This is a genomic window from Acidovorax radicis (assembly GCF_020510705.1).
GTDB classification, from domain to species: Bacteria; Pseudomonadota; Gammaproteobacteria; order Burkholderiales; family Burkholderiaceae_C; genus Acidovorax; species Acidovorax radicis_A.
Genome location: NZ_CP075184.1, coordinates 2,961,487 through 2,984,151, shown reverse-complemented (window position 1 = coordinate 2,984,151; position 22,665 = coordinate 2,961,487). Strand labels below are relative to the sequence as shown.

Sequence of the window (22,665 nt, the reverse complement as noted above, 5' to 3'; positions counted from 1 at the left end):
GGTTACACCCAGCCCGCGTCCACTTTGAACTCCTGCGCCGTGCACATGGCGGCATCGTCGGATGCCAGAAACAGCACCATGCGCGCGATGTCGTGGGGGCGCAGCTTGTCGGGCAGGCACTGGTTGCGGGCGATTTCAAGCTCGCCTTCTGCGTCCAGCCACAGTTTGATCTGGCGCTCTGTCATGACCCACCCGGGTGACACCGTGTTGATGCGAATGCGGTCGGCCCCAAGCGTGCGGGCCAGGCCCCGGGTCAGGCCATTGACCGACGATTTGGCAATCGCGTAGCAGGGGTAGCCTGCGCCCTTGCCCTGCCAGCCTGTGGAGCCCAGGTTGATGACCGAACCGGCGCCGAGGCGGCGCATGCCCGGCACCACGGCCTGAATGGCAAAAAATGCCGGGCGCTCGTTGATGGCCATGCGCTCGTCGTAGTACTCCGGCGTGACGGATTCGAGCGAATGTCGGTCATCGCTGGCCACGTTGTTCACCAGCGCCGAAAAATCGCCCAGTTCAGTGGCCGCCGCGCTGATGCAGGCCTGCAAGGCCGACACGTCACGCACATCACATACACGCCACCACGGGCGCTCAAGCCCTGCGTCGGCGATCTCTTGCACCAGGCTTTCGCTCGCCTGCTGGGCCACGTCCACAAAAGCCACACGTGCCCCTTGTTCGGCAAACGCCTTGACGATGGCGGCGCCAATACCGCTGCCACCGCCGGTCACAAACACGGTGCGGCCATGCAGGCTGGGGAAACGTGAGAAACCCTGGGGTGCTGCGGGGGCTGGGGATGGGCTCATGGAGTGTGAAATGTTTGACATATCAATTTATGTATCAATTGATGATAAAAATATTAATTACGAGCATCAATTTGCGTTGATAAGATGCCGCCCGTCAAGAGCCATGCGACAGACATGTGCATAAACAACAACCGGAGACTGCCTTGATTCCCTCAAATCTTCCGCCTGCCGAACCGCCGGCCACCCGTTTTTATGCGCCCTCGGCGGGCGCCGCGCGCTGCGTGCAGGCACTGGGCGATGCCCTGGGGGAGGGCTTGCTGTGGTCGGTGCGCGAGCAGGCGCTGTATTGGGTGGACATTCTTTCGTGCCACCTGCACCGCTGGGTTCCGGCCCTGGATGTGCACCGCCAATGGACTTTTTCTGAGGAGATATCGGCACTGGCCGAGCGGGCCAACGCCCCTGGCCTGGTGGTGACACTGCGCCGGGGTTTTGCGCTTTTTGACCCGGCCTGCGATACCGCGCCCCAATATCTGCACCAGCCAGAACCCGAGCGCGGGGGCAACCGGTTCAACGACGGCAAATGCGATGCGCAGGGGCGTTTTTGGGCGGGCACGATGGACTTCGCCTGCGAGCGCCCCACGGGTGCCTTGTACCGCTATGACCCTGACGGGCGCTGCACGCGGCATGACGACGGGTTTGCGGTAACCAATGGCCCCACCTGGGGGCCCGTTGCGCGCAATGGCGGCCAGCAGCAAGAGGGATCGCAGGCCACGCAAGCGCTGTATTTCAACGACACCGTGCAGGGCTGCACTTACCGCTATGACTTCGATGAGGCCAGTGGCACCTTGTCCCACAAAAACCTGTGGAACCGTTTTGCGCCCGGCGACGGTGTGCCCGATGGCATGACCACCGACGCCCAGGGCCGTTTGTGGATTGCCCATTGGGGCGGCTCGTGCGTGAGCTGCCACGACCCTGTCACCGCCGCCGAGCTGGCGCGGGTGGTGCTGCCGGTCAGCCAGGTCACCAACTGCGCGTTTGGCGGGCCGGATCTGCGCACCCTGTTCATCACCTCTGCCCGCGTGGGGCTCTCGCCCGCTCAACTGCTTGCCGAGCCGCTGGCCGGCGCGTTGTTTGCCGTGTCGCTTGACAGCCCCGGCTTGCCCGCCCACGCGTTTGGTGGATGAGGGCGCATGCATCGCTTGAAAACCACCACCACCGTCCATAGCGTCCATCGCTCACCGGTTTTATTGCCCTCTCAGAAAGTCTGCCCATGACCGACACCGCTCATCCCATCGTCTGGCTGCACCATGCCGGTCAACACCTGGGGCTGGTTCCCTCCCTCGGCGCAGGCGTTGCGGCCTGGCAGATCGATGACCCGCGCGCACCCCAAGACGCGCAGGCACGCATCGATCTGTGGCGGCCTTGGGACGGCCAGACGCCAGACCTCTACCAGATGGCGTCGTTTGCGATGGTGCCGTGGTCCAACCGCATCAGCGGCGGTGGTTTCTCGCAAGGGGGGCAGTTCTATCCCATGCGCCCCAATCGCGAGGGAGAGCCTTACCCCATTCATGGCGATGGCTGGTTGCAGGCATGGGCCCTCGCGCAGCCCGCCGATGACACGCTGGAGATGTCGCTGCGCTCGCGGTGCTTTGATGGCAGCCCCTACGACTACGACTGTGTGCAGACGTTTCGTCTGGTCGATGGCGGCCTGGACCAGCGCGTGCAGGTGCGCCACCACGGCGCTCAGCCGCTGCCATATGGGCTGGGGTTGCACCCCTGGTTTCCGCGCACGGCCGCCACGCGCATCACGGCGCCGGTGCAAGGTGTCTGGCTCAGCGGGGCGGACCCACTGCCCACCGAGCACACCACCCGGTTCCCCGCTGGCTGGGACCTGAACGCCGGGGTGGCCGCCAATGGCAGCCTGATTGACAACGCCTACACCGGCTGGGGGGGCACGGCGTGCATCGAGTGGCCCGAACGGGGCCTGCAGCTCACAGCCCACATGCCTGATTTTGCGCAGGACGGGGGCGAGGCCCAGCACTATTGCCTGATCTACCGGCCGCCCCAGGGCCCTGCGTTCTGCTTTGAGCCCGTGAGCCAGCCCATTGATGCGTTTCACCAACCCGGGCAACCCGGGTTGCGTGTGCTGGCACGGGGCGAAAGCATGGCGCTGAACGTGCAGTGGCGTTTTGGCCCCTTCGGCGATGGCGGCGCAGCCATGCGCTGAAGCGTGTTGGGGGCACCACGCATCCTGTTCGGCCTGGGGGTGTTGGGTCTATCAAAAAAGATAGCTGCTAGCGCTTATGGATAGGGCGCTAGAGCCATTTTTTGCTTGAAATTTGAACCCGCAGGGGTTGCCAAGCGCTGCCACGGTGATGGGACCTCAGCGACGGCGCATGTCTGCTGGGCGGCCGCCTGTCGCCCAAAAAAGCTAGTCGCAAGCCACATGTCGGCGTGCGCGGCCAGTCATTAAGTTCGATCAATAAACTATGTCGGGTTTTCACCAAGGCTGTTTCTGGGGCAGTGTCTTCATAATTAGTTTGTCGTTCGCACTAAATGCACTGGGTGGCATGGAGGGCAGCACGATGGGCACGTGAATTTTTCCCAAACCAAAGGCTTGTTCAAGGCCAACCAACAGGAGACATCGATGCAACTGAAGACAACACTGACCGCTTTGACGCTAGGCCTCGCCGCTGCGGGCGCTTTTGCTCAGACGGTGGGCGTGAGCTGGTCCAACTTCCAGGAAGAGCGCTGGAAGACGGACGAAGCCGCCATCAAGGCGCAGTTGGAAAAGTCGGGTGCCAAGTACATCAGTGCCGATGCTGGCGGCTCGCCCGAGAAGCAGTTGGGGGACATCGACAGCCTGATCGCCAAAGGCGCCAAGTCGCTGATCATTCTGGCCATGGACAAGGACGCCATCCTGCCCGCCATCAACAAAGCCAACCAGCAAAAGATCCCTGTGGTGGCCTACGACCGCCTGATCGAAGCCCCTGGCGTGTTCTACATCACGTTTGACAATGTGGAAGTGGGGCGCATGCAGGCCCGCGCCATCCTGGCTGCCAAGCCCAAGGGCAACTACGTGATGATCAAAGGCTCCCCCACCGACCCGAACGCCAATTTTCTGCGCGCCGGTCAGCAAGAGGTCCTTGAAGTCGCTTTGACAAAAGGGGAGATCAAGATCGTTGGCGAGGAATACACCGAGGGCTGGAAGCCCGAAGTGGCGCAGAAGAACATGGAGCAAATTCTGACCAAAACCGGCGGCAAGGTGGACGCCGTGGTGGCCTCCAACGACGGCACGGCGGGCGGGGTGGTGGCCGCGCTCAACGGCAAAGGCATCAAGGGCGTGCCGGTGTCTGGCCAGGACGGGGACCATGCCGCGTTGAACCGCGTCGCGCAAGGCACCCAGACCGTGTCTGTCTGGAAGGACGCTCGTGAACTGGGGCGTGATGCCGCTGCCGCTGCCGTGGCCCTGGCCCATGGCAAGAAGGTGGATGGCGCCACGAACTGGAACGGTGGCGAAAAGAAGATGGTCATGCAGGCCCAGTTCCTCAAGCCCCTGCCTATTTCGTCGGCCAATCTGGACGTGGTGGTGAAAGCGGGCTGGATCAAGAAAGACGACCTGTGCAAAGGTGTGAACGCCGCTACCGGCCCCGCAGCCTGCAAATAAGCCGGGTTTGGTTTGCCGGCGTTCCGCGCCGTCGTCCCGCAGGCCCGGTGCCTGCGGGATTCCTTTGAGCCCCGACCCTACGACCTCTCTGGCGGAGAACGCATTTGAACCCCGTGATGAATTCGCTTAAACAGGCGGCCGTTGACTGGCGCCTGGTGATGATGAGCCTGGTGCTGGCCGCCATTGCCATCGTCTTCAACTGTCTCTCGGGCGGTCTGTTTTTGAGCCCCGAGAACCTCTACAACATCGCCCAGCAAACGGCCGTGGTCGGTATCGTCGCCACCGTGGTGGTGCTGGTGATCGTGGCGCGCCATATTGACTTGTCGGTGGGCTCCGTCATGGGTTTTGTGGGCGTGCTGATTGCCACGCTCATGTACAGCCGAGGCTGGCACTGGGTCGAGGCGTCGCTGGCCGGGCTGGCCGTTGCCATCGCCGTGTCGCTGTACCAAGGCGCGTTGACCTCGCTGATGGGGGTGCCGTCGTTTGTGGTCACGCTGGGCGGCCTCATGTCGTTTCGCGGCGCCGCATTTTTGGTGGCAGACGGCAAGACCCAACCCGTCACCGATGAATTTTTCCAACGCCTGGGCGGCGGTTTTGCGGGTGCCATTGGCGTTGTTCCCAGCTGGACGCTGGCTGCTGTGGTGGTGGTGGTGCTGGTCTGGCTGGCCGTGGCCAGGCGCCGCGCCAAGGCGTCGTACGGGGTGCCCAACAACCCCTTGTGGCTGGACGCCGTCATGGTGTTGGTGCCAGCCCTGATCGTGCTGGCCTTTGTCAACGCCATGAACAGCTACCAGATTGGCAGCAAAGAGGCGCCCCAGGGCATTCCGATTCCGGTGCTGATCTGGGCCGCTGTGGCGATGGCGCTGTCTTTCATCGTGCACCGCACGCGCTTTGGCCGCTACGTGTTTGCCATGGGCGGCAACCCCGAGGCTGCGGCCCTGGTGGGGATCCCGGTGCGCCGGGTCACGCTGATGCTGTTCATGCTGATGGGTGTTCTCATCACCATTGCCGCCGTGGTCTCCATTGCCCGGTTGAACGCAGGCACCAACTCGCTGGGCACCAGCATGGAGCTGTATGTGATTGCCGCTGCCGTCATTGGTGGCGCTGCGCTCTCGGGTGGCAGTGGCTCCATCATGGGCTCTGTGTTTGGCGCACTGATCATGCAGTCGATTGACAGCGGCATGCTGCTGCTGGACGTGTCGATTGGCATGCGCTACGTGATCATTGGGCAGGTGCTGATTGCGGCCGTGGTGTTTGACGTGATGTACCGCAAAGTGACGGGAGACACCGTATGAGCCCCGCGAACCCAACGGGCAGCGCGCCACTGGTGGATCTGCGCCACATCGGCAAGGCGTTTGGCGGCGTGCAGGCCGTTGACGATGTGAGCCTGAACCTCTACCCCGGCGAAGTGGTCGCCCTGCTGGGCCACAACGGCGCTGGCAAATCGACCCTGATGAAAATGCTGGCCGGGGCCTACCCGATTGACAGCGGCGAGGTGGCCATCAACGGCGAGCGCGCCACCATTCGCTCGCCCGTGGACGCGCAACGCTGCGGCATTGAATCCATCTACCAGACGCTGGCGCTGGCCGACAACCTCGACGCCGTGGCCAACCTGTTTCTGGGGCGTGAGTTGCTCACCCGCTGGAACACGCTGGACGACCACCGCATGGGCGCCGATGCGCGCAAGGTCTTTCACCGGCTCAACAAAAACTTCAAAAACGTCCACACGCCGGTGCGCCGCCTCTCGGGTGGACAGCGGCAAGTGGTGGCGATTTCGCGGGCGATCTATTTCAACGCCCGCATTTTGATCATGGACGAGCCCACCGCAGCGCTGGGGCCAGAAGAAACAGCCATGGTGGGCGCGCTGGTGCGCCAGCTCAAGGCCGAAGGCGTGGGCATCTTTCTGATCACCCACGACATGCCCGACGTTTTTGGCTTGAGCGATCGCCTGGCAGTGATGAAAAACGGCCGCCTGGTGGGCACCTACCGCACGAGCGATGTCACCGAAGACGAGGTGCTGGGCATGATCATCGCGGGCAAAAAGCCCGATGGAAAATCGCAGGCACTGACCTGCTGAGCGTTTACGCACCCTGACCATGAAAACCACCGGCGACCAACAACTTGTCAAACGCATCAACCGCAGCGTGTTGCTGCGCCTGGTTCGCGCCCACAGTGGCTTGTCGCGCGCCCAGTTGGCGCAGGCCAGTGGGTTGACGAAATCCACCGTGAGTTTGTTGGTGCGCGAGCTGATAGACGAAGGCTGGCTGTCAGAGACGGGCGTGACGCCCGCCAGTGGCCAGGGCCGGCCGTCCACCCCGCTGCACATCGACGGCACCACCCGGGGGCTGATTGGTGTGGAGGTGGCGGTGGAAGCCCTGCGCGTGGTTGGCATCTCGCTGACTGGCGAGGTGTTGTGGTCGGTCGAAGAGCCTCTGGCCGACACCGCGCCCGAGCGTGTGTGCAAACAAGCCGCACAACTCGTATCGCTGGCATGCATGCAGTTCATCAAACGCGAGCTGCGGCTGACCGGCATCGGAATAGGCCTGCCGGGCGCCTTTGATGACGCAACCGGCGTGGTGCGTTTTGCCCCCAACCTGGGCTGGCGCAACGTGAACTTTGTTCCCTTGATCACCCAGGCCCTCAGCGATGCGGGTGCGCCCGATGTGCCGGTGCATGTGCAAAACGAAGCGGACACCGCCGCCCTGAGCGAGTATGAGTTTTCTCCCGGCGACGCCAAAGACTCCCTCATCTTCGTCAGCTGTGGTGCTGGTGTGGGTGCAGGCATTGTGTTGAACGACCGCCTGTTCACCGGCGCACAGGGCATGGCTGGCGAAATAGGGCACAGCATTTTGCAGGTCGATGGCGCGCTCTGCTCCTGCGGGCGACACGGATGCGCCGAAACCTTTTTTGGCGCGCGGGCCCTGGCCCGTTTGCCAGAGCCCGCGCACGGCGGGCGTTACCTGGGCGTGGTGCTGCAAAACCTGTGGACCACGTTCAACCCCAACGTTCTGGTGGTGGGTGGGCCTTCGTGTGTGCGTTACCCCGCGATCGTCGAGGTTGCTCAAAGCAGCCTGCAGGCCTACGCCAACAGTGCGGGCATGGCCGCACCGACTTTGCGTGCGGCCCGTTTCGGTTTGCTCGCCTCTGCCGTGGGCGCGGCTGCCCTGGTGCTGCACCACGAGCTGCGTCCCATGCACAACCGCTCGCCATCGCCGGTGATGTCTCCCCAGGGCGCGACCGACGACCTATGACTGCTAGCCCACTCCCAACTTTGGATCTCTCATGTATTTAGGCGTTGATATTGGCACCTCGGAAGTCAAGGCACTGCTGCTCGACAACCGCCACCAGGTGATTGGCTCGGCGGGCGCGGCGCTCCAGGTGTCTCGTCCCCACCCTGGCCACAGCGAGCAGGCACCGGCGGACTGGTGGCACGCCACCCAGCAGGCCCTGGCCCAGCTGCGCCAGGACTTCCCTGCAGCGTTCGCGCAGGTGCAGGGCATTGGGCTGTCTGGGCAAATGCATGGCGCCGTGCTGCTCGATGCGCACGACCAGGTGCTTCGCCCCGCCATTTTGTGGAACGACACGCGAAGCGCGTTGGAGTGCACCGAGATGATGGCCGAGTGCCCCGAGCTGCCCACCTTGGCCGGCAGTTTGGCGATGCCCGGCTTTACCGCGCCTAAGCTGCGCTGGGTCGCCCGCCATGAGCCGGGGGTGTTCCAGCGCGTGGCAAAGGTGCTGCTGCCCAAAGACTATGTGCGCCTGATGCTCACAGGCGACTACGTGAGTGATTTGTCCGATGCCAGCGGCACCCTCTGGCTGGACGTGCACCGGCGCGCCTGGTCGGACAAGCTGCTGGCCCTCTCGGGGCTCACCAGCGCCCAGATGCCGCGCCTGGTGGAGGGCAGCGAAGCCGGTGGGCAGCTGCGGGCCGAGGTGGCACATGTCCTGGATCTCACCCCTGGCATCGTGGTGGCTGGCGGCGCAGGCGACAACGCGGCCAGCGCCGTGGGCATGGGGGCCGTCGAGGCGGGGCAGGGGTTTTTGTCACTGGGTACCAGCGGCGTGCTGTTTGTGGTCACGCCCAGCTATCAACCCAACGCCGCCAGCGCCACCCATGCCTTTTGCCACGCACTGCCACACCGTTGGCACCAGATGAGTGTGATGTTGTCCGCCGCCAGCGCGCTGCAGTGGGTCACCGGCCTGCTGGGGCAGTCTTCCGAAGGCGTGTTGGTTGCGCAAGCAGAAACACTCACGCTGGCGCAGCGCGCCGCAGCGCCCCTTTTTCTGCCGTATCTGGGCGGCGAGCGCACCCCGCACAACGATGCCAAGGTGCGCGGCAGCTTTCATGGCCTGGGTTTTGACACCGACGCGGCGCGCCTGGGCTATTCGGTCATGGAGGGCGTGACCTTCGGCTTGAAAGATGGCCTGGCCGCGCTCAACGCCGCAGGCAGCACGGTGCAGCAACTGTCCCTGGTGGGCGGCGGCAGCCGCAGTGCGCTGTGGGCGCAGCAACTGGCGTCGGCCCTGAACGTTGAGGTGGTCACCCACGGCAGCTCTGCGGTGGGTGGGGCCCTGGGGGCCGCGCGCCTGGCGTGGCTGGCCACAGGGGCACCACTGTCCACGGTATGCCGTCGTCCAGACGTGGAATCCACTTACCGGCCCGCTGCGCTGGAGCAAGACATGCTGGCCCGCCGCTACACCCAGTTTCGGGCGCTTTACCCCGCGTGTTCTGCCTTCTCGGCGTGACCCGCTTGACTTGACTCTATGGCTTCGATGGATCTCTCACCGCTTCTGACAAGGAACCCATGACCACTTACTTTGCCGATATCGCGCCCATCGCCTACCAAGGGCCCAACACAGACCACCCACTTGCCTTCAAGTGGTATGACAAGAACCGCACGGTCCTTGGCAAGCCCATGGCGGAGCACCTGCGCTTTGCGTCCTGCTACTGGCACAGCTTCTGCTGGAACGGCCTGGATGCTTTCGGGGGCGACACGTTTCAGCGCCCCTGGCACAGCATGGCCGACCCCATGGCCGCAGCCAAAGCCAAGGCCGACGCAGCCTTTGAGTTTTTTGCCAAACTGGGCGCGCCTTACTACTGCTTTCATGACCGCGATGTCGCCCCCGAAGGCGCCACCCCGCGCGACAGCGTGAACCATCTGCACGAGATGGTGGATGTGTTGGGTGCCAAGCAAGAGGCCACCGGCATGAAGCTGTTGTGGGGCACGGCCAACCTGTTCAGCCATCGCCGCTTCATGGCGGGCGCATCCACCAATCCCAATCCTGACATCTTCGCGCTCAGCGCCTTGCAGGTGAAAGAGGCGATGGACGCCACGCTCAAGCTCGGTGGCGAAAACTATGTGTTGTGGGGCGGGCGCGAAGGTTATGAAACCCTGCTCAACACACGCATAGGCCAAGAGCTGGACCAGATGGGCCGCTTTCTCAACATGGTGGTGGAATACAAGCACAAGATCGGCTTCAAGGGCACCATCTTGCTCGAACCCAAGCCGCGCGAGCCATCCAAACACCAGTACGACTTTGACACCGCCACGGTGTACGGCTTTCTGTGCCGCTATGGGCTGGAGAAAGAAGTCAAGGTCAACATCGAAGCCAACCATGCCACGCTGTCGGGCCACAGCTTTGAACACGAAATCGCCACCGCCATTGATCTGGGCATTTTTGGCTCGATCGACATGAACCGGGGCGACATGCAATGCGGCTGGGACACCGACCAGTTCCCCAACAACATCCCCGAGACCGCGCTGGCGATGTACCTGATCCTCAAAGGTGGCGGCCTTGCCTCGGGCGGGCTGAACTTTGATTCGAAGGTCCGCCGCCAGTCCATTGACCCTGAAGACCTGTTCCACGGGCACATCGGCGGCATGGATGTCTGCGCGCGTGCGCTGCTGATTGCTGAGAAGATGATCCTGAACGACGAGCTGGAGCACTTGAAAGCCGCGCGGTATGCCGGTTGGACCAGCGCCTTCGGGCAGGACCTGATGGACGGAAAGATGACACTCGATGCGGTGGCCGCCCATGTGTTGGCCCACAACACCGACTCCCAGCCCGCCTCGGGCCGCCAGGAGCGGCTGGAAAGCCTGTTGAACAGTTACGTCTATTGATTTGATGCGGCTTTATGGCGCGGCAGAGGTTCTCGCCGCGCTGGTCGTTGCCGCCCGGCCCCGTGCATCGTTTGGCGGAACCGGTAGCTGCGCTTTCTGTCGATGGTGTGAAGACAGAATTTTAGTGAAATTGGCCTCTGGCGCTTTATCCATAAGCGCTAGCAGCTATTGAATTGATAGTAAAACTGGTAGTTCCAATCTGGCCCGCTCCCATGTGAGTGCTTGTGTACAGATCAACGCCATTTATCCATTCTTTTATCTATTCAAGTTTCAATGCAATCGGCGTATCCTTAGCGCATGCCCTCAGCCGCCCAGACCTACGCCAGCGCCATCCGGCCCCTGCTGCGCCCCGGCCCCGCCAAGGCGCAGGCGCTGGCCCAGGCGCTCCAGGTCAGCCAGCCCACCGTCTCCAGAGCACTCGGCGCGCTGGGAGACGATGTGGTGCCTTTTGGCGCCGCCAGATCTATTCAATACACGCTCCGCGATCCCCTGCGCACCGATCTGGAGGCCACCGTGTACCGCGTCACCCCCCAGGGCGCGCTCGAAACCCTGGGCGCCCTGGTCCCGGTGTGCCCGCAGGGCTTTGTGATGGTCGAAGCGGGCGGGGCCCGGCTGCACAGCGACGGCCTGCCGTGGTGGATTTTTGACATGCGCCCACAGGGCTACCTGGGGCGCGCCTACTGCCAGCGGCACGGCCAGCGCCTGGGCCTGCCCGAGCGGCTGGGCGACTGGAGCGACACCCACGCGCTGCGCGCCATCCTGGACCAGGGCGACGACATGCCCGGCAACCTGCTCATCGGCCCCACCGCGCGCGACCAGTTCGTCAACGCGCCCGACCCCGTGCCGATTGCAGCCGCGCAAAAGCTGCACAGCTACGCCCAACTGGCCGACCTGGCGGCGCGCGGCGAAGTGGCGGGCTCGTCAGCCGCCGGAGAGCAGCCCAAGTTCACCGCCTACGCAGAGCAAGCCGATGGCACCGCCGCACATGTGATGGTCAAGTTCACCGCAGAACTCGACACCCCCGTGAGCGCCCGCTGGCGCGACCTGCTGCTGGCCGAACACATCGCCCTGCAGGTGCTGCAAGGCCATGGCGTGCCTGCCGCGCGGTCAATGACCTGGACGCACGGCACCCAACGGTTTTTGGAGGTGCAGCGGTTTGACCGGCTAGGCGCGCGCGGTCGCAGGGCGCTGCATTCCTTCGCCGCGCTGGATGCCGAGTTTGTGGGCAGCGGTGGCAACTGGCCGGTGATTGCCAAGGCGTTGTGGAAGGAGGGCGTTATCACCCCCCAGGCCTTTGACACGGCCTGCCTGCTGTGGGCGTTTGGCACCCTGATCGGCAACACCGACATGCACAGCGGCAATCTGTCGTGCTTGTCAGAGGGGCGCAGGCCCTACGAGCTGGCGCCTGCGTATGACATGACGCCCATGGCGTTTGCACCCACGGCGGGGGGAGGCTTGCCGGATCGGGCGCTAGAACTGACGGTGGGGGAACAGGTCAGTGCAGCGGCTTGGAAGGAGGCGCTTGCGATGGCGCAGGTGTTTGTTCGTCGGGTGGAGGGCGAGGATGAGTTCAGCTCAGGTTTCGAGGCATGCAAGGCTGAGTTGGTGCGACATGTGACGGTGGCTGCTGAGCGTATCGGGCGGCTCGTGCTTTGAGGGGGTTACCGGGGTGGCGAGTTGACCTCTAACACTGCCGCCGCCTCGCCAGTCAACCTCCTGTATGGCGGTGAGTCGAGAGGCGCATGCTGCACCACCGCAGCTGTGTCGTCTGCGGAATAGAAAGCGGTGCTCGTAACGGTTGTGCGAGAGATGACGCAATCATCAGCGGCGGCTGACTTTAACTATCAGGAACCAGAGCCTGTTTGCTTAGATAGACTGGACAAGACACAAAACGTCAATGGAGGGCAAGATGGCAGGTCATTTCATGCACCCACGTGAACTTGAGCTTGATGGCAAATTGAAAGATGAACATGGCAACACAATAGGTGTGCACTGCCGGCTTTCATTCCCTGTAGCTAGTCACGAACGAATATTTGTTGAGCTTTCCATTCCCCACTCGGCAATGCCTGCTCCCTCGCTGGCCAATGCGTGTACGTTTGACGGCACTACGCAAGGCCCTCCTGGCCCTATTACTGTTCATATGAGAGGGCTGCATTGGCAGAGATACACACAGACAAGAGAAAATTTGACAGAGTTCGGCCGTTCTGTGATCGAACTATTGCATATTGAATGGCTGGATATCAGCCGATCGCAGAATATAGATCATATCCAAAAAGAGGAAGTCGTCACTTTCCATCTGACTAATCCAAAGTTGACGCAAAAAATGCGTCCTCTTGGCTGGGGGGAGCTAGGGATTCTCTGCACAAATCCCTGCGTAATGTGCTTACGAAGGCTTGAAGCCGAGACAATAAGGCCATGAAGCAAAGCAGCCTGGGCCTGAGCAATACCACCAAGCGCACACGCAAGCGCGAGTTCCTTGATGCGATGGAGTTGGTGGTGCCCTGGGCCGAGTTGGTCTCGCTCATTGAGCCCTACGCCCCAGAGATCGGACGCCGGGGCCAGCAGCCCTTTGCGGTGCAGACCCTGCTGCGTATCCATTTCATGCAGCAGTGGTTCAAGCTTAGCGACCCAGCCATGGAAGAGGCACTGCACGACGTGCCAGCCTTTCGGGACTTTGCCGGCCTGTCTCACTGGGACGAACACATTCCCAGTGAATCGAGCATCCTGCGTTTTCGGCATCTGCTGGAGCGCCACAAACTGGCCGATCAGATCCTCGCTACGGTCAATGCCCTGCTGCAAGCCAAAGGGCTGCAACTCAAAGCAGGCACGGTGGTGGATGCCACGCTGATTGCGGCGCCGACGTCCACCAAGAATGAAGGCAAGGCACGAGACCCCGAGATGCATCAAAGCAAGAAGGGCAACGAGTGGTACTTTGGCATGAAGGCTCACATTGGCGTGGATGCGGATTCAGGCCTGGTGCACAGCGTGCGCGGCACCAGTGGCAATGTGAACGACGTGATAGAAGCCAACAGCCTGCTGCACGGGCAAGAAACGGATGCCTTTGGCGATGCGGGCTACCAAGGAGTGGACAAGCGGCCCGATGCCAACAAGAACGTGCGCTGGCATGTAGCCATGCGCCCGGGGTTGCGCCGGGCTTTGGACAAAAACAAGCCTGTGGATGCGCTGATCGACCAACTTGAACGCACCAAGGCCAGCATCCGGGCCAAGGTGGAGCACCCGTTCAGAGTGCTCAAGCAGCAGTTCGGGTACGTGAAGGTGCGCTACCGGGGGCTCATGAAGAACACGGCGCAGATCGTCACGCTGTTTGCGCTGGGCAATCTGTGGATGGCAAGGCACAAGTTGCTGGCCTGCATGGGGCAGGTGCGCGTGCAGGGGGCGTAAAGCCTCCGATATAGGGGCAATGGCCCTCGCCAAACGCCTGCTGGGTGCGCTGCGCACGCCTCATTACTCAAAGCGAGTGCTGTTTTAGTTCAGGCATCGCTGTGACATAGCCAGAACCGATTCGTGAAGAGCTTCCCTAGCTGATGCTCATCCAATATTTAGTATTGGGACGGTAATCGGGCTCATCACCTTTTATCGTTATTGGAACTCTGTTTTCGATCATCACGCCGATACCTTTAGTGGAGTTGCAGGTACTTTTGCGACCGTGTTGTTAAACGGGCCCCCGACGGAATTAGAAAAAATTTCAAATCAGTTTGATCGGGTGCGCCTCTGTCTATCACTCCTTTCCCGGCAGAGCGTGTTGTTTCGTTCTATCCACGGCTGCGTGGAAGGGGTTTCTATTTTCTCACGCAGATATCCCTTGGATGATGAAAATCCACCATATATGGCTATGGAGCCCCTTGACTATGCAGTACCTATCTCAAATGTAGAATCTGTATTGGAACAAACTGTGGCAGCGGCTCTCCCTATGGAAAAAGAGAATTGGGATATATTGACTTTTCTCATTACAGCGCTAGGGATGTTCTGAACAACTCGGTTTCGCGCGTGCTACGAGACTGAGTTTTTCAGCTGGCGCAATGGAGACCGTCTTTCCTGCGGTTCCGTCTTGTTTGGTGCCCCTTGTGGGGGCCGCTTGCGCAGCCGCTGCGGCTGCACGGCTGTTTGCGGACGCACTCATGCCTGCGCCCCCAGCAATTGGTGGCGCACCATCCACAGGTTGGACAGCGCAAACAGCGTCTTGAGCTGCAGTGTGTTCTTCTTCAATCCCCGGTAGCGCACCTTCACATATCCAAACTGCCGCTTGATCACCCTAAAGGGATGCTCCACCTTGGCCCGGATGCTTGCCTTGATCTTCTCCATCTGGTCTATGAGCGCGTCAACGAGGTTGTGCTCTTTGTCCAGCTCTTTGCGCTTGCCCGGGCGCATCGCTATGTGCCACGTCACGCCCGCCCTGGCATCCGGGCGCTTGTGAACGCCTTGATAGCCCGCGTCACCAAACCCGTCTTTTTCTTGCCCGTGCAGCAAGCTGTTGCCTTCTACAACGTCGGCCACGTTGCCCGAGGTTCCGATGACGGTGTGCACCAGTCCTGAGTCCGCGTCCACGCCAATGTGGGCCTTCATGCCAAAGTGCCATTCATTGCCCTTTTGGCTTGAGTGCATCTCTGGATCGCGCTTTCTGTCCTTGTTCTTGGTAGAGCTGGGCGCTGCGATCAACGTGGCGTCTACCGCAGTGCCCGCCTTGAGCAGCAAGCCCTGCGCTGCCAGCAGTTCGTTGACGGTGGCCAGAATCTGCTCGGCCAGCTTGTGCTTCTCCAGCCGGTGGCGAAACCTCAAAATGGTGCTCTCGTCAGGCATTCGTCCATGGGCATCAAGCCCTGCAAAATCCCGGTAGATCGGGGTGTCAAAGAGGGCTTCCTCCATCGCCAGATCCGACAAGGTAAACCACTGCTGCATGCAGTGGATGCGCAGCATGGTCTCCAGGGCAAAGGGTGGGCGGCCGTTCTTGCCCTCGGGGTAATACGGGGCAATGACATCGAGCAATGCAGCCCAGGGAACCACCCGATCCATCTGGGCCAGCAGTTCCTGTTTGCGGGTCTTCTTGGTGCTCAGGTTCAGGTCAAGGCTGCTTTGCTTCATGGCTTGCGAGGATGCCATGACTGGCCGGGGTCTATCAGACTGACCACGAGGTTTTGCAGGATTTCCCTAGGGAAGCTCTTCACGAATCGGTTCTGGCTATGTCACAGCGATGCCTGAACTAAAACAGCACTCGCTTTGAGTAATGAGGCGTGCGCAGCGCACCCAGCAGGCGTTTGGCGAGGGCCATTGCCCCTATATCGGAGGCTTTACGCCCCCTGCACGCGCACCTGCCCCATGCAGGCCAGCAACTTGTGCCTTGCCATCCACAGATTGCCCAGCGCAAACAGCGTGACGATCTGCGCCGTGTTCTTCATGAGCCCCCGGTAGCGCACCTTCACGTACCCGAACTGCTGCTTGAGCACTCTGAACGGGTGCTCCACCTTGGCCCGGATGCTGGCCTTGGTGCGTTCAAGTTGGTCGATCAGCGCATCCACAGGCTTGTTTTTGTCCAAAGCCCGGCGCAACCCCGGGCGCATGGCTACATGCCAGCGCACGTTCTTGTTGGCATCGGGCCGCTTGTCCACTCCTTGGTAGCCCGCATCGCCAAAGGCATCCGTTTCTTGCCCGTGCAGCAGGCTGTTGGCTTCTATCACGTCGTTCACATTGCCACTGGTGCCGCGCACGCTGTGCACCAGGCCTGAATCCGCATCCACGCCAATGTGAGCCTTCATGCCAAAGTACCACTCGTTGCCCTTCTTGCTTTGATGCATCTCGGGGTCTCGTGCCTTGCCTTCATTCTTGGTGGACGTCGGCGCCGCAATCAGCGTGGCATCCACCACCGTGCCTGCTTTGAGTTGCAGCCCTTTGGCTTGCAGCAGGGCATTGACCGTAGCGAGGATCTGATCGGCCAGTTTGTGGCGCTCCAGCAGATGCCGAAAACGCAGGATGCTCGATTCACTGGGAATGTGTTCGTCCCAGTGAGACAGGCCGGCAAAGTCCCGAAAGGCTGGCACGTCGTGCAGTGCCTCTTCCATGGCTGGGTCGCTAAGCTTGAACCACTGCTGCATGAAATGGATACGCAGCAGGGTCTGCACCGCAAAGGGCTGCTGGCCCCGGCGTCCGATCTCTGGGGCGTAGGGCTCAATGAGCGAGACCAACTCGGCCCAGGGCACCACCAACTCCATCGCATCAAGGAACTCGCGCTTGCGTGTGCGCTTGGTGGTATTGCTCAGGCCCAGGCTGCTTTGCTTCATGGCCTTATTGTCTCGGCTTCAAGCCTTCGTAAGCACATTACGCAGGGATTTGTGCAGAGAATCCCTAGGGATGTTCTGAACAACTCGGTTTCGCGCGTGCTACGAGACTGAGTTTTTCAGCTGGCGCAATGGAGACCGTCTTTCCTGCGGTTCCGTCTTGTTTGGTGCCCCTTGTGGGGGCCGCTTGCGCAGCCGCTGCGGCTGCACGGCTGTTTGCGGACGCACTCATGCCTGCGCCCCCAGCAATTGGTGGCGCACCATCCACAGGTTGGACAGCGCAAACAGCGTCTTGAGCTGCAGTGTGTTCTTCTTCAATCCCCGGTAGCGCGCCTTCACATATCCAAACTGCCGCTTGATCACCCTAAAGGGATGCTCCACCTTGGCCCGGATGCTTGCCTTGATCTTCTCCATCTGGTCTATGAGCGCGTCAACGAGGTTGTGCTCTTTGTCCAGCTCTTTGCGCTTGCCCGGGCGCATCGCTATGTGCCACGTCACGCCCGCCCTGGCATCCGGGCGCTTGTGAACGCCTTGATAGCCCGCGTCACCAAACCCGTCTTTTTCTTGCCCGTGCAGCAAGCTGTTGCCTTCTACAACGTCGGCCACGTTGCCCGAGGTTCCGATGACGGTGTGCACCAGTCCTGAGTCCGCGTCCACGCCAATGTGGGCCTTCATGCCAAAGTGCCATTCATTGCCCTTTTGGCTTGAGTGCATCTCTGGATCGCGCTTTCTGTCCTTGTTCTTGGTAGAGCTGGGCGCTGCGATCAACGTGGCGTCTACCGCAGTGCCCGCCTTGAGCAGCAAGCCCTGCGCTGCCAGCAGTTCGTTGACGGTGGCCAGAATCTGCTCGGCCAGCTTGTGCTTCTCCAGCCGGTGGCGAAACCTCAAAATGGTGCTCTCGTCAGGCATTCGTCCATGGGCATCAAGCCCTGCAAAATCCCGGTAGATCGGGGTGTCAAAGAGGGCTTCCTCCATCGCCAGATCCGACAAGGTAAACCACTGCTGCATGCAGTGGATGCGCAGCATGGTCTCCAGGGCAAAGGGTGGGCGGCCGTTCTTGCCCTCGGGGTAATACGGGGCAATGACATCGAGCAATGCAGCCCAGGGAACCACCCGATCCATCTGGGCCAGCAGTTCCTGTTTGCGGGTCTTCTTGGTGCTCAGGTTCAGGTCAAGGCTGCTTTGCTTCATGGCTTGCGAGGATGCCATGACTGGCCGGGGTCTATCAGACTGACCACGAGGTTTTGCAGGATTTCCCTAGCCCCTGCAATTAGCATGAACACGGCCGGGAGATTTGTGGCCCTTATGCATGGATTTGAAGCAATTCGCGTCGAATCTCCTCCGCTCGATGAGGCCGCGGAACGGTCGAAATCAGAGTTAATTGCTGCTTTGGTGGATGCAAGAAAGAACGTTTCGGATCCGGTTTCTGAACGAATCAAGGGCTTTGAGAAATTAGTTGCTGATGGAGCACCAAAAAACTTCAAAGCCCGAATGCGGCAGCACTTTGAGAAGTCTTCGGTGTTGGTCGCAGACCTCTGGCCGATGGCTGGAACCAGCAGTAGCCCAGGACTGATTGATATAAGGGACCGATTGGCCCATATGGGGTGGAGATCTATCAATTCACAATCGCTGTCAGTGGCAACATGGCATCTAAGCCTATACGCCGAGCGCTACTGCTTCGATAGGCTTGGGGTACAGCTCTCAAAAACCACAATATGCCCGGATCGATTGCGAAGAGAGGAATGGTATTCCGTGGCGGCTTGGCAGAAGGCGAGGTCCGAAGCGTTTGATCGCAACTAGACGCCGTGATTCCAAACATCAACGATCGGCCAGACCGTCCGATCATTCTCAACACGACGTTGAGCGTCCGTTCTCACTTGCCCCACAGGCAGCTCCTGACCCCACCGCCCGCATCCCCACCAACCCCGGCATCGCCCCCCGCATCGCCTCCAAAAACAACCGCAGCCGCGCCGGATAAAACCGTGCATACGGGTACACCAAGTACACCGGCAGCGGCGCTGCATGCCAGTTGGGCACCAGGTGCAGCAAGTTCCCCTGCCGCACATCGTTGTCCACGATCCATGCCGATGAAATGCACGCCCCCAGCCCGGCCAAGGCGGCGCTGCGCAGGGCGTACAGGCTGTCGGTGGCCAAACGCGGGGTGATGCCGAAGGTGTGGGCCTCGCCGCCGGGCTCTTGGGTCAGCGTGACCTCGCGGCGGTAGAAGGTGCTCAGGGCCAGCCAGGGCAGGGGCTGCAGGTCTTGCGCGTGCTGGGGCGTGGGGCGCCCGGCCATGAGGGCGGGGGCGGCCAGCACGATGCGGGGCACCTCGGCTAGGCGCACCGCCACCACGCTGGGGTCGTCCACCGCGCCGACCTGGATGGCGCAGTCGATGCCTTCGGCGATGAAATTGGGGCGGCGGTCGTGCAGCATCCATTCCACGTCCACCTCGGGGTAGCGGCGCAGGTAGGCCATCAGCGGGGCGATGAACTGGTCTTGCCCAAAGGCGTGGGGTGCCAGCACGCGCAGGGTGCCGCGCGGGGTGTCGGCGGTGCCGCGCAGGTCGTCTTCCATGGCGCGCCAATCTTCCAGCAGGGCCTTGGCGTGGGCAAAGCAGCGGTCGCCGTCTTCCGTCAACTTCATCACATGGGTGGAGCGCTGCAGCAGCTTGATGCCCAGGCTGCGCTCCAGCGCCTGCAGGCGGCGGCTCACGGTGGGCTGGCTGGTGCCCAGTTGCTGGGCGGCGGCAGACAGGCTGCCGGCCTCGACGATGCGGACAAAGGTCCGCATCAGCTCGATGCGGTCGGCGCCGGGTGGCTGGGTCGGGAGGGCCGCGAGGGTGTTGGTCATACGCCAAGCGTATAACTAATCTGCAATTGAGCCTACTACCCAGCGCGGCAGCGGGCTAGAACAATCGCACCATTCCTTTTTAACCGATGGTGTTGTGATGTCTTCCATTCAAAATGTGCATGCAAGGGGTGCGGTGGGCGTGGCCCCGGTAGCGCCGCCTGCTGAAGGTCCAGTGGGTGCAGAAAGCACAGTGAGCGCGCCGCTGCTGTTGCTGCTGGCGACCACGGCGGGGCTGAGCGTGGCGTCGCTGTATTACAGCCAACCCATACTGGGCGTGCTGGGGCCCGACATGCAGGCCGACAGCCGCGTGGTGGGGCTGGTGCCCACGCTCACGCAGCTGGGGTATGCGCTGGGCATCTTGCTGCTGGCGCCGCTGGGCGACCGGTTTGACCGGCGCCGCATCATCGTCATCAAGTCCATTGCGCTGATGCTGGCCTTGCTGCTGAGCGGCCTGGCGCCCGGCATGGGCGCGCTGCTGGCGGCCAGCCTGGCCGTGGGCCTGGCGGCCACGGTGGCGCAAGACGTGGTGCCCGCCGCCGCCACGCTGGCCCCGGCTGCGCAGCGCGGGCGCATGGTGGGCACGGTGATGACGGGGCTGCTGCTGGGCATTTTGTTGTCGCGCGTGGTCAGCGGCTTTGTGGCGCAGCAGTGGGGCTGGCGCACGGTGTATGTGGCGGCGGCGGTGGCCATTGCGCTGCTGACAGTGGCCGTGTGGCGCGGGTTGCCGCGCTTTGCGCCCACCACGCAGCTGGGCTATGGCGCGCTGATCGGCTCGATGGTGGCGCTGTGGCGGCAGCACGCTGCGCTGCGCCGTGCGGCCTGGGCGCAGGGGCTGTTGGCCGTGGGCTTTAGTGCGTTCTGGTCCACGCTGGCGGTGATGCTGCACAGCCAGTTTGGGCTGGGCACGGCGGCGGCGGGCGCGTTTGGCCTGGCCGGGGCGGCGGGTGCACTGGCTGCACCGTTGGCCGGGCGCCTGGCCGACAAGCGTGGGCCCGAGGTGGTGACGCGCTATGGCGCCGGGCTGGCTGCCGCGTCGTTTGCGGTGATGGCGCTGGCACCGCTGCTGCCTGCGCAGGCCCAGCTGGGTTTGATCGTGGTCAGTGCCATCGGCTTTGACTTTGGCGTGCAGGCCACGCTGGTGGCGCACCAGACCATCGTGTACGGCATCGACCCTGCGGCGCGCAGCCGGCTCAATGCGCTGCTGTTCACCGGCATGTTCATCGGCATGTCGGCCGGGGCGGCGCTGGGCAGCCTGGCGCTGGCGCAGTGGAGCTGGGTGGGGGTGGTGGCGCTGGCTACGGTGGCTTCGCTCGCGGCCCTGGCGGTGCGGGTGTGGAGGCCATTGGCAAGAATTTGAGCGAAAAACGGCGCTGGCGCATATGTGGTGAGCGCCAGCCGCTATCAATTTGCGAGTAAACGGTGTGCTCAACGGGATGTCTGACGGCGCTGGTGAGTCATCGCCCGACCGGGGCCTTTGCCGTTCGACCCGTGCTTGTGACCTTCACCGCGCGGGGTACATGCCCGTCGGGTCAGCAGCCCGGCAAAGCCCGCACGACAATCGGGTCATATGACATCTTCCTCGACCATGCTCCGGCTCATCAGCCTGGCCGCTTTTTCCAGCATGGCATCCATGCGTGTGTGCGACCCGATGCTGGTCGCCTTGTCCCAGGATTTCAGCATCACCACCGGCGACGCCTCGGCGGTGATCGCCGCATTTGCGGTGGCCTATGGGGTGTTGCAACTGGTGTATGGGCCGCTGGGTGATCGCATCGGCAAATTGCGGGTCATCATCGGCGCCACATCGGCTTGCGCGCTGTTCAGTGCCATGACGGCGCTGGCACCCAGCTTCACGTTGCTGGTGGTGGCCCGGGCAGCGATGGGCGCGGCGGCGGCGGGGATCATTCCGTTGTCCATGGCCTGGATTGGCGATCAGGTGCCTTACGAGCAGCGGCAGGAAACCCTGGCCCGCCTCATGGTGGCCACCGTGACCGGGATGATGGCGGGGCAATGGTTTGGCGGCTTTGCCACCGAGACGCTGGGCTGGCGCACTGCGCTGGGCGTGCTCGCGCTGCTGTTTACGGCAGCGGCGGTATTGCTGTTTCGCCATGCGCGCGGCAGTGGGGCCCTGCAGCCCCATGCGGCAGGTGATGCGGGGGCCTCTTTTTCGCTGGCGACGTATTTGGCAAATACCATGGCGCTTTTGCGCATTCCGCGCGTGCGCTGGGTGCTGATCGTGGTGGCCATCGAGGGCGCGCTGGCATTTGGCACGCTGGCTTTTGTGCCGGCACGCATGGTGGGCGGCTTTGGGTTGTCGGCCTCGGCGGCCGGGGGCGTGATGGTGCTGTATGGGCTGGGCGGGTTGATCTATAGCCTGTTTGCGCGGCGCTGGCTGGCCATGATGGGTGAACAGGGCTTGGCGCTGACGGGTGGGGCGCTGATCGCCATGGGGTTGCTGGCACTGGCGTGGGCGCCCGTGGTGGCCTGGGCCGTGGGCGGGTGTTTTCTGGCGGGGATCGGGTTTTACATGCTGCACAACACCCTGCAGGTGCAGGCCACGCAGATGGCGCCCCACGCGCGTGGCACCGCTGTCACGTTGTTTGCGTGCCTGCTGTTTCTGGGCCAATCCACAGGGGTGCTGGTGGTCGCGTTCAGTGTGGACCGGGGTTGGCTGCCTGCGGTGTTTTCGTTGGCGGCGTTGGGGGTATTTGCGCTGGGTCTTGTGGTGTCGCGCCAGGTGCAAGGGCGTGGCACTGTGGCTGCGGGGGCTTGAGCCAAGGGTATGCGGCTTGTCTTTGTTCGCAACCGCACGAAGCCTCCTGCCTACGTCGTTTCACTTGTAGACTCGGCGGCACTGTGATTGCCCCGTGGCCCGCCGAGGCCGGCGGCGCCCACGGCGACCACTGCGGGGCACGTTGTTTGGCCACGGGCCCGCAGTGACCCCAAGGTTTTCCGGGCGGACCACCGCGCGGCCTTTACTCGTCATGACTGATCCCTTGTCA

The 22,665-nt window shown here is 62.4% G+C and carries 19 protein-coding genes; 14 read left to right on the top strand and 5 right to left on the bottom strand.

Translation table 11 applies throughout. The annotated features are described in order from the left end of the window. Window positions 1-2: 2 nt before the first annotated feature. Complete coding sequence (locus KI609_RS13590) at window positions 3-797, bottom strand: SDR family NAD(P)-dependent oxidoreductase (protein WP_413463320.1); 795 nt, start codon at window positions 795-797, stop codon at window positions 3-5. A 146-nt stretch (window positions 798-943) separates the two neighbouring features. Here KI609_RS13590 and KI609_RS13585 point away from each other — a divergent pair, with 146 nt between their 5' ends. The 11 genes from KI609_RS13585 (at window position 944) to KI609_RS13535 (ending at window position 13,928) form a co-directional block, all read left to right on the top strand. Then, the gene (locus KI609_RS13585; RefSeq protein ID WP_226450398.1) at window positions 944-1,921 is read left to right on the top strand and encodes an SMP-30/gluconolactonase/LRE family protein; all 978 of its coding nucleotides are present in this window, start codon (window positions 944-946) and stop codon (window positions 1,919-1,921) included. A gap of 86 nt (window positions 1,922-2,007) precedes the next feature. Beyond that, a complete protein-coding gene (locus KI609_RS13580; RefSeq protein WP_226444008.1) occupies window positions 2,008-2,964 on the top strand; it encodes an aldose 1-epimerase in 957 nt (318 codons plus the stop codon). A gap of 420 nt (window positions 2,965-3,384) precedes the next feature. Then, the gene (gene xylF, locus KI609_RS13575) at window positions 3,385-4,404 is read left to right on the top strand and encodes a D-xylose ABC transporter substrate-binding protein (protein ID WP_226444007.1); all 1,020 of its coding nucleotides are present in this window, start codon (window positions 3,385-3,387) and stop codon (window positions 4,402-4,404) included. Between the two features lie 116 nt (window positions 4,405-4,520). Further along, a complete protein-coding gene (locus KI609_RS13570; protein ID WP_226444006.1) occupies window positions 4,521-5,699 on the top strand; it encodes a sugar ABC transporter permease in 1,179 nt (392 codons plus the stop codon). Next, window positions 5,696-6,481 carry an ATP-binding cassette domain-containing protein gene (locus KI609_RS13565; RefSeq protein WP_226444005.1) on the top strand — a complete coding sequence of 262 codons (786 nt, stop codon included), beginning with the start codon at window positions 5,696-5,698 and terminating at the stop codon, window positions 6,479-6,481. The genes KI609_RS13570 and KI609_RS13565 overlap by 4 nt, the downstream gene beginning before the upstream one ends. 19 nt (window positions 6,482-6,500) lie before the next feature. Next, window positions 6,501-7,655 (top strand): ROK family transcriptional regulator, encoded by a 1,155-nt coding sequence (locus KI609_RS13560; protein WP_226444003.1) that lies wholly within the window; start codon window positions 6,501-6,503, stop codon window positions 7,653-7,655. Between the two features lie 31 nt (window positions 7,656-7,686). Further along, window positions 7,687-9,150, top strand: coding sequence for a xylulokinase (xylB, locus tag KI609_RS13555; RefSeq protein ID WP_226444001.1), 1,464 nt, complete (start codon window positions 7,687-7,689; stop codon window positions 9,148-9,150). Window positions 9,151-9,209: 59 nt separating this feature from the next. Next, window positions 9,210-10,526, top strand: coding sequence for a xylose isomerase (gene xylA, locus KI609_RS13550; RefSeq protein WP_226443999.1), 1,317 nt, complete (start codon window positions 9,210-9,212; stop codon window positions 10,524-10,526). A gap of 297 nt (window positions 10,527-10,823) precedes the next feature. Next, window positions 10,824-12,182, top strand: coding sequence for a type II toxin-antitoxin system HipA family toxin YjjJ (yjjJ, locus tag KI609_RS13545; RefSeq protein WP_226443997.1), 1,359 nt, complete (start codon window positions 10,824-10,826; stop codon window positions 12,180-12,182). 268 nt (window positions 12,183-12,450) lie between these two features. After that, entirely contained in the window at window positions 12,451-12,945 is a 495-nt protein-coding gene (locus KI609_RS13540; protein ID WP_226443995.1) for a hypothetical protein, read from the top strand. Continuing rightward, complete coding sequence (locus KI609_RS13535; protein ID WP_226443853.1) at window positions 12,942-13,928, top strand: IS5 family transposase; 987 nt, start codon at window positions 12,942-12,944, stop codon at window positions 13,926-13,928. The genes KI609_RS13540 and KI609_RS13535 overlap by 4 nt, the downstream gene beginning before the upstream one ends. A gap of 735 nt (window positions 13,929-14,663) precedes the next feature. On the opposite strand, the gene KI609_RS13530 is transcribed toward KI609_RS13535, so the two are convergent. The 3 genes from KI609_RS13530 to KI609_RS13520 form a co-directional block, all read right to left on the bottom strand. Then, window positions 14,664-15,626 carry an IS5 family transposase gene (locus KI609_RS13530; RefSeq protein WP_226450145.1) on the bottom strand — a complete coding sequence of 321 codons (963 nt, stop codon included), beginning with the start codon at window positions 15,624-15,626 and terminating at the stop codon, window positions 14,664-14,666. 206 nt (window positions 15,627-15,832) lie between these two features. Continuing rightward, complete coding sequence (locus KI609_RS13525; protein WP_226443853.1) at window positions 15,833-16,819, bottom strand: IS5 family transposase; 987 nt, start codon at window positions 16,817-16,819, stop codon at window positions 15,833-15,835. A 225-nt stretch (window positions 16,820-17,044) separates the two neighbouring features. Beyond that, window positions 17,045-18,007, bottom strand: coding sequence for an IS5 family transposase (locus KI609_RS13520; RefSeq protein WP_226450219.1), 963 nt, complete (start codon window positions 18,005-18,007; stop codon window positions 17,045-17,047). A gap of 84 nt (window positions 18,008-18,091) precedes the next feature. Here KI609_RS13520 and KI609_RS13515 point away from each other — a divergent pair, with 84 nt between their 5' ends. Further along, window positions 18,092-18,616 carry a hypothetical protein gene (locus tag KI609_RS13515; RefSeq protein WP_226443993.1) on the top strand — a complete coding sequence of 175 codons (525 nt, stop codon included), beginning with the start codon at window positions 18,092-18,094 and terminating at the stop codon, window positions 18,614-18,616. Window positions 18,617-18,664: 48 nt separating this feature from the next. On the opposite strand, the gene KI609_RS13510 is transcribed toward KI609_RS13515, so the two are convergent. Next, the gene (locus KI609_RS13510; protein WP_226443991.1) at window positions 18,665-19,666 is read right to left on the bottom strand and encodes a LysR family transcriptional regulator; all 1,002 of its coding nucleotides are present in this window, start codon (window positions 19,664-19,666) and stop codon (window positions 18,665-18,667) included. 97 nt (window positions 19,667-19,763) lie between these two features. On the opposite strand from KI609_RS13510, the gene KI609_RS13505 reads away from it, so the two are divergent. Then, window positions 19,764-21,023, top strand: a complete 1,260-nt coding sequence (locus tag KI609_RS13505; RefSeq protein WP_226443989.1) for an MFS transporter — start codon at window positions 19,764-19,766, stop codon at window positions 21,021-21,023. A gap of 210 nt (window positions 21,024-21,233) precedes the next feature. Continuing rightward, a complete protein-coding gene (locus tag KI609_RS13500) occupies window positions 21,234-22,436 on the top strand; it encodes an MFS transporter (RefSeq protein WP_226443987.1) in 1,203 nt (400 codons plus the stop codon). The last annotated feature ends 229 nt before the right edge of the window (window positions 22,437-22,665 follow it).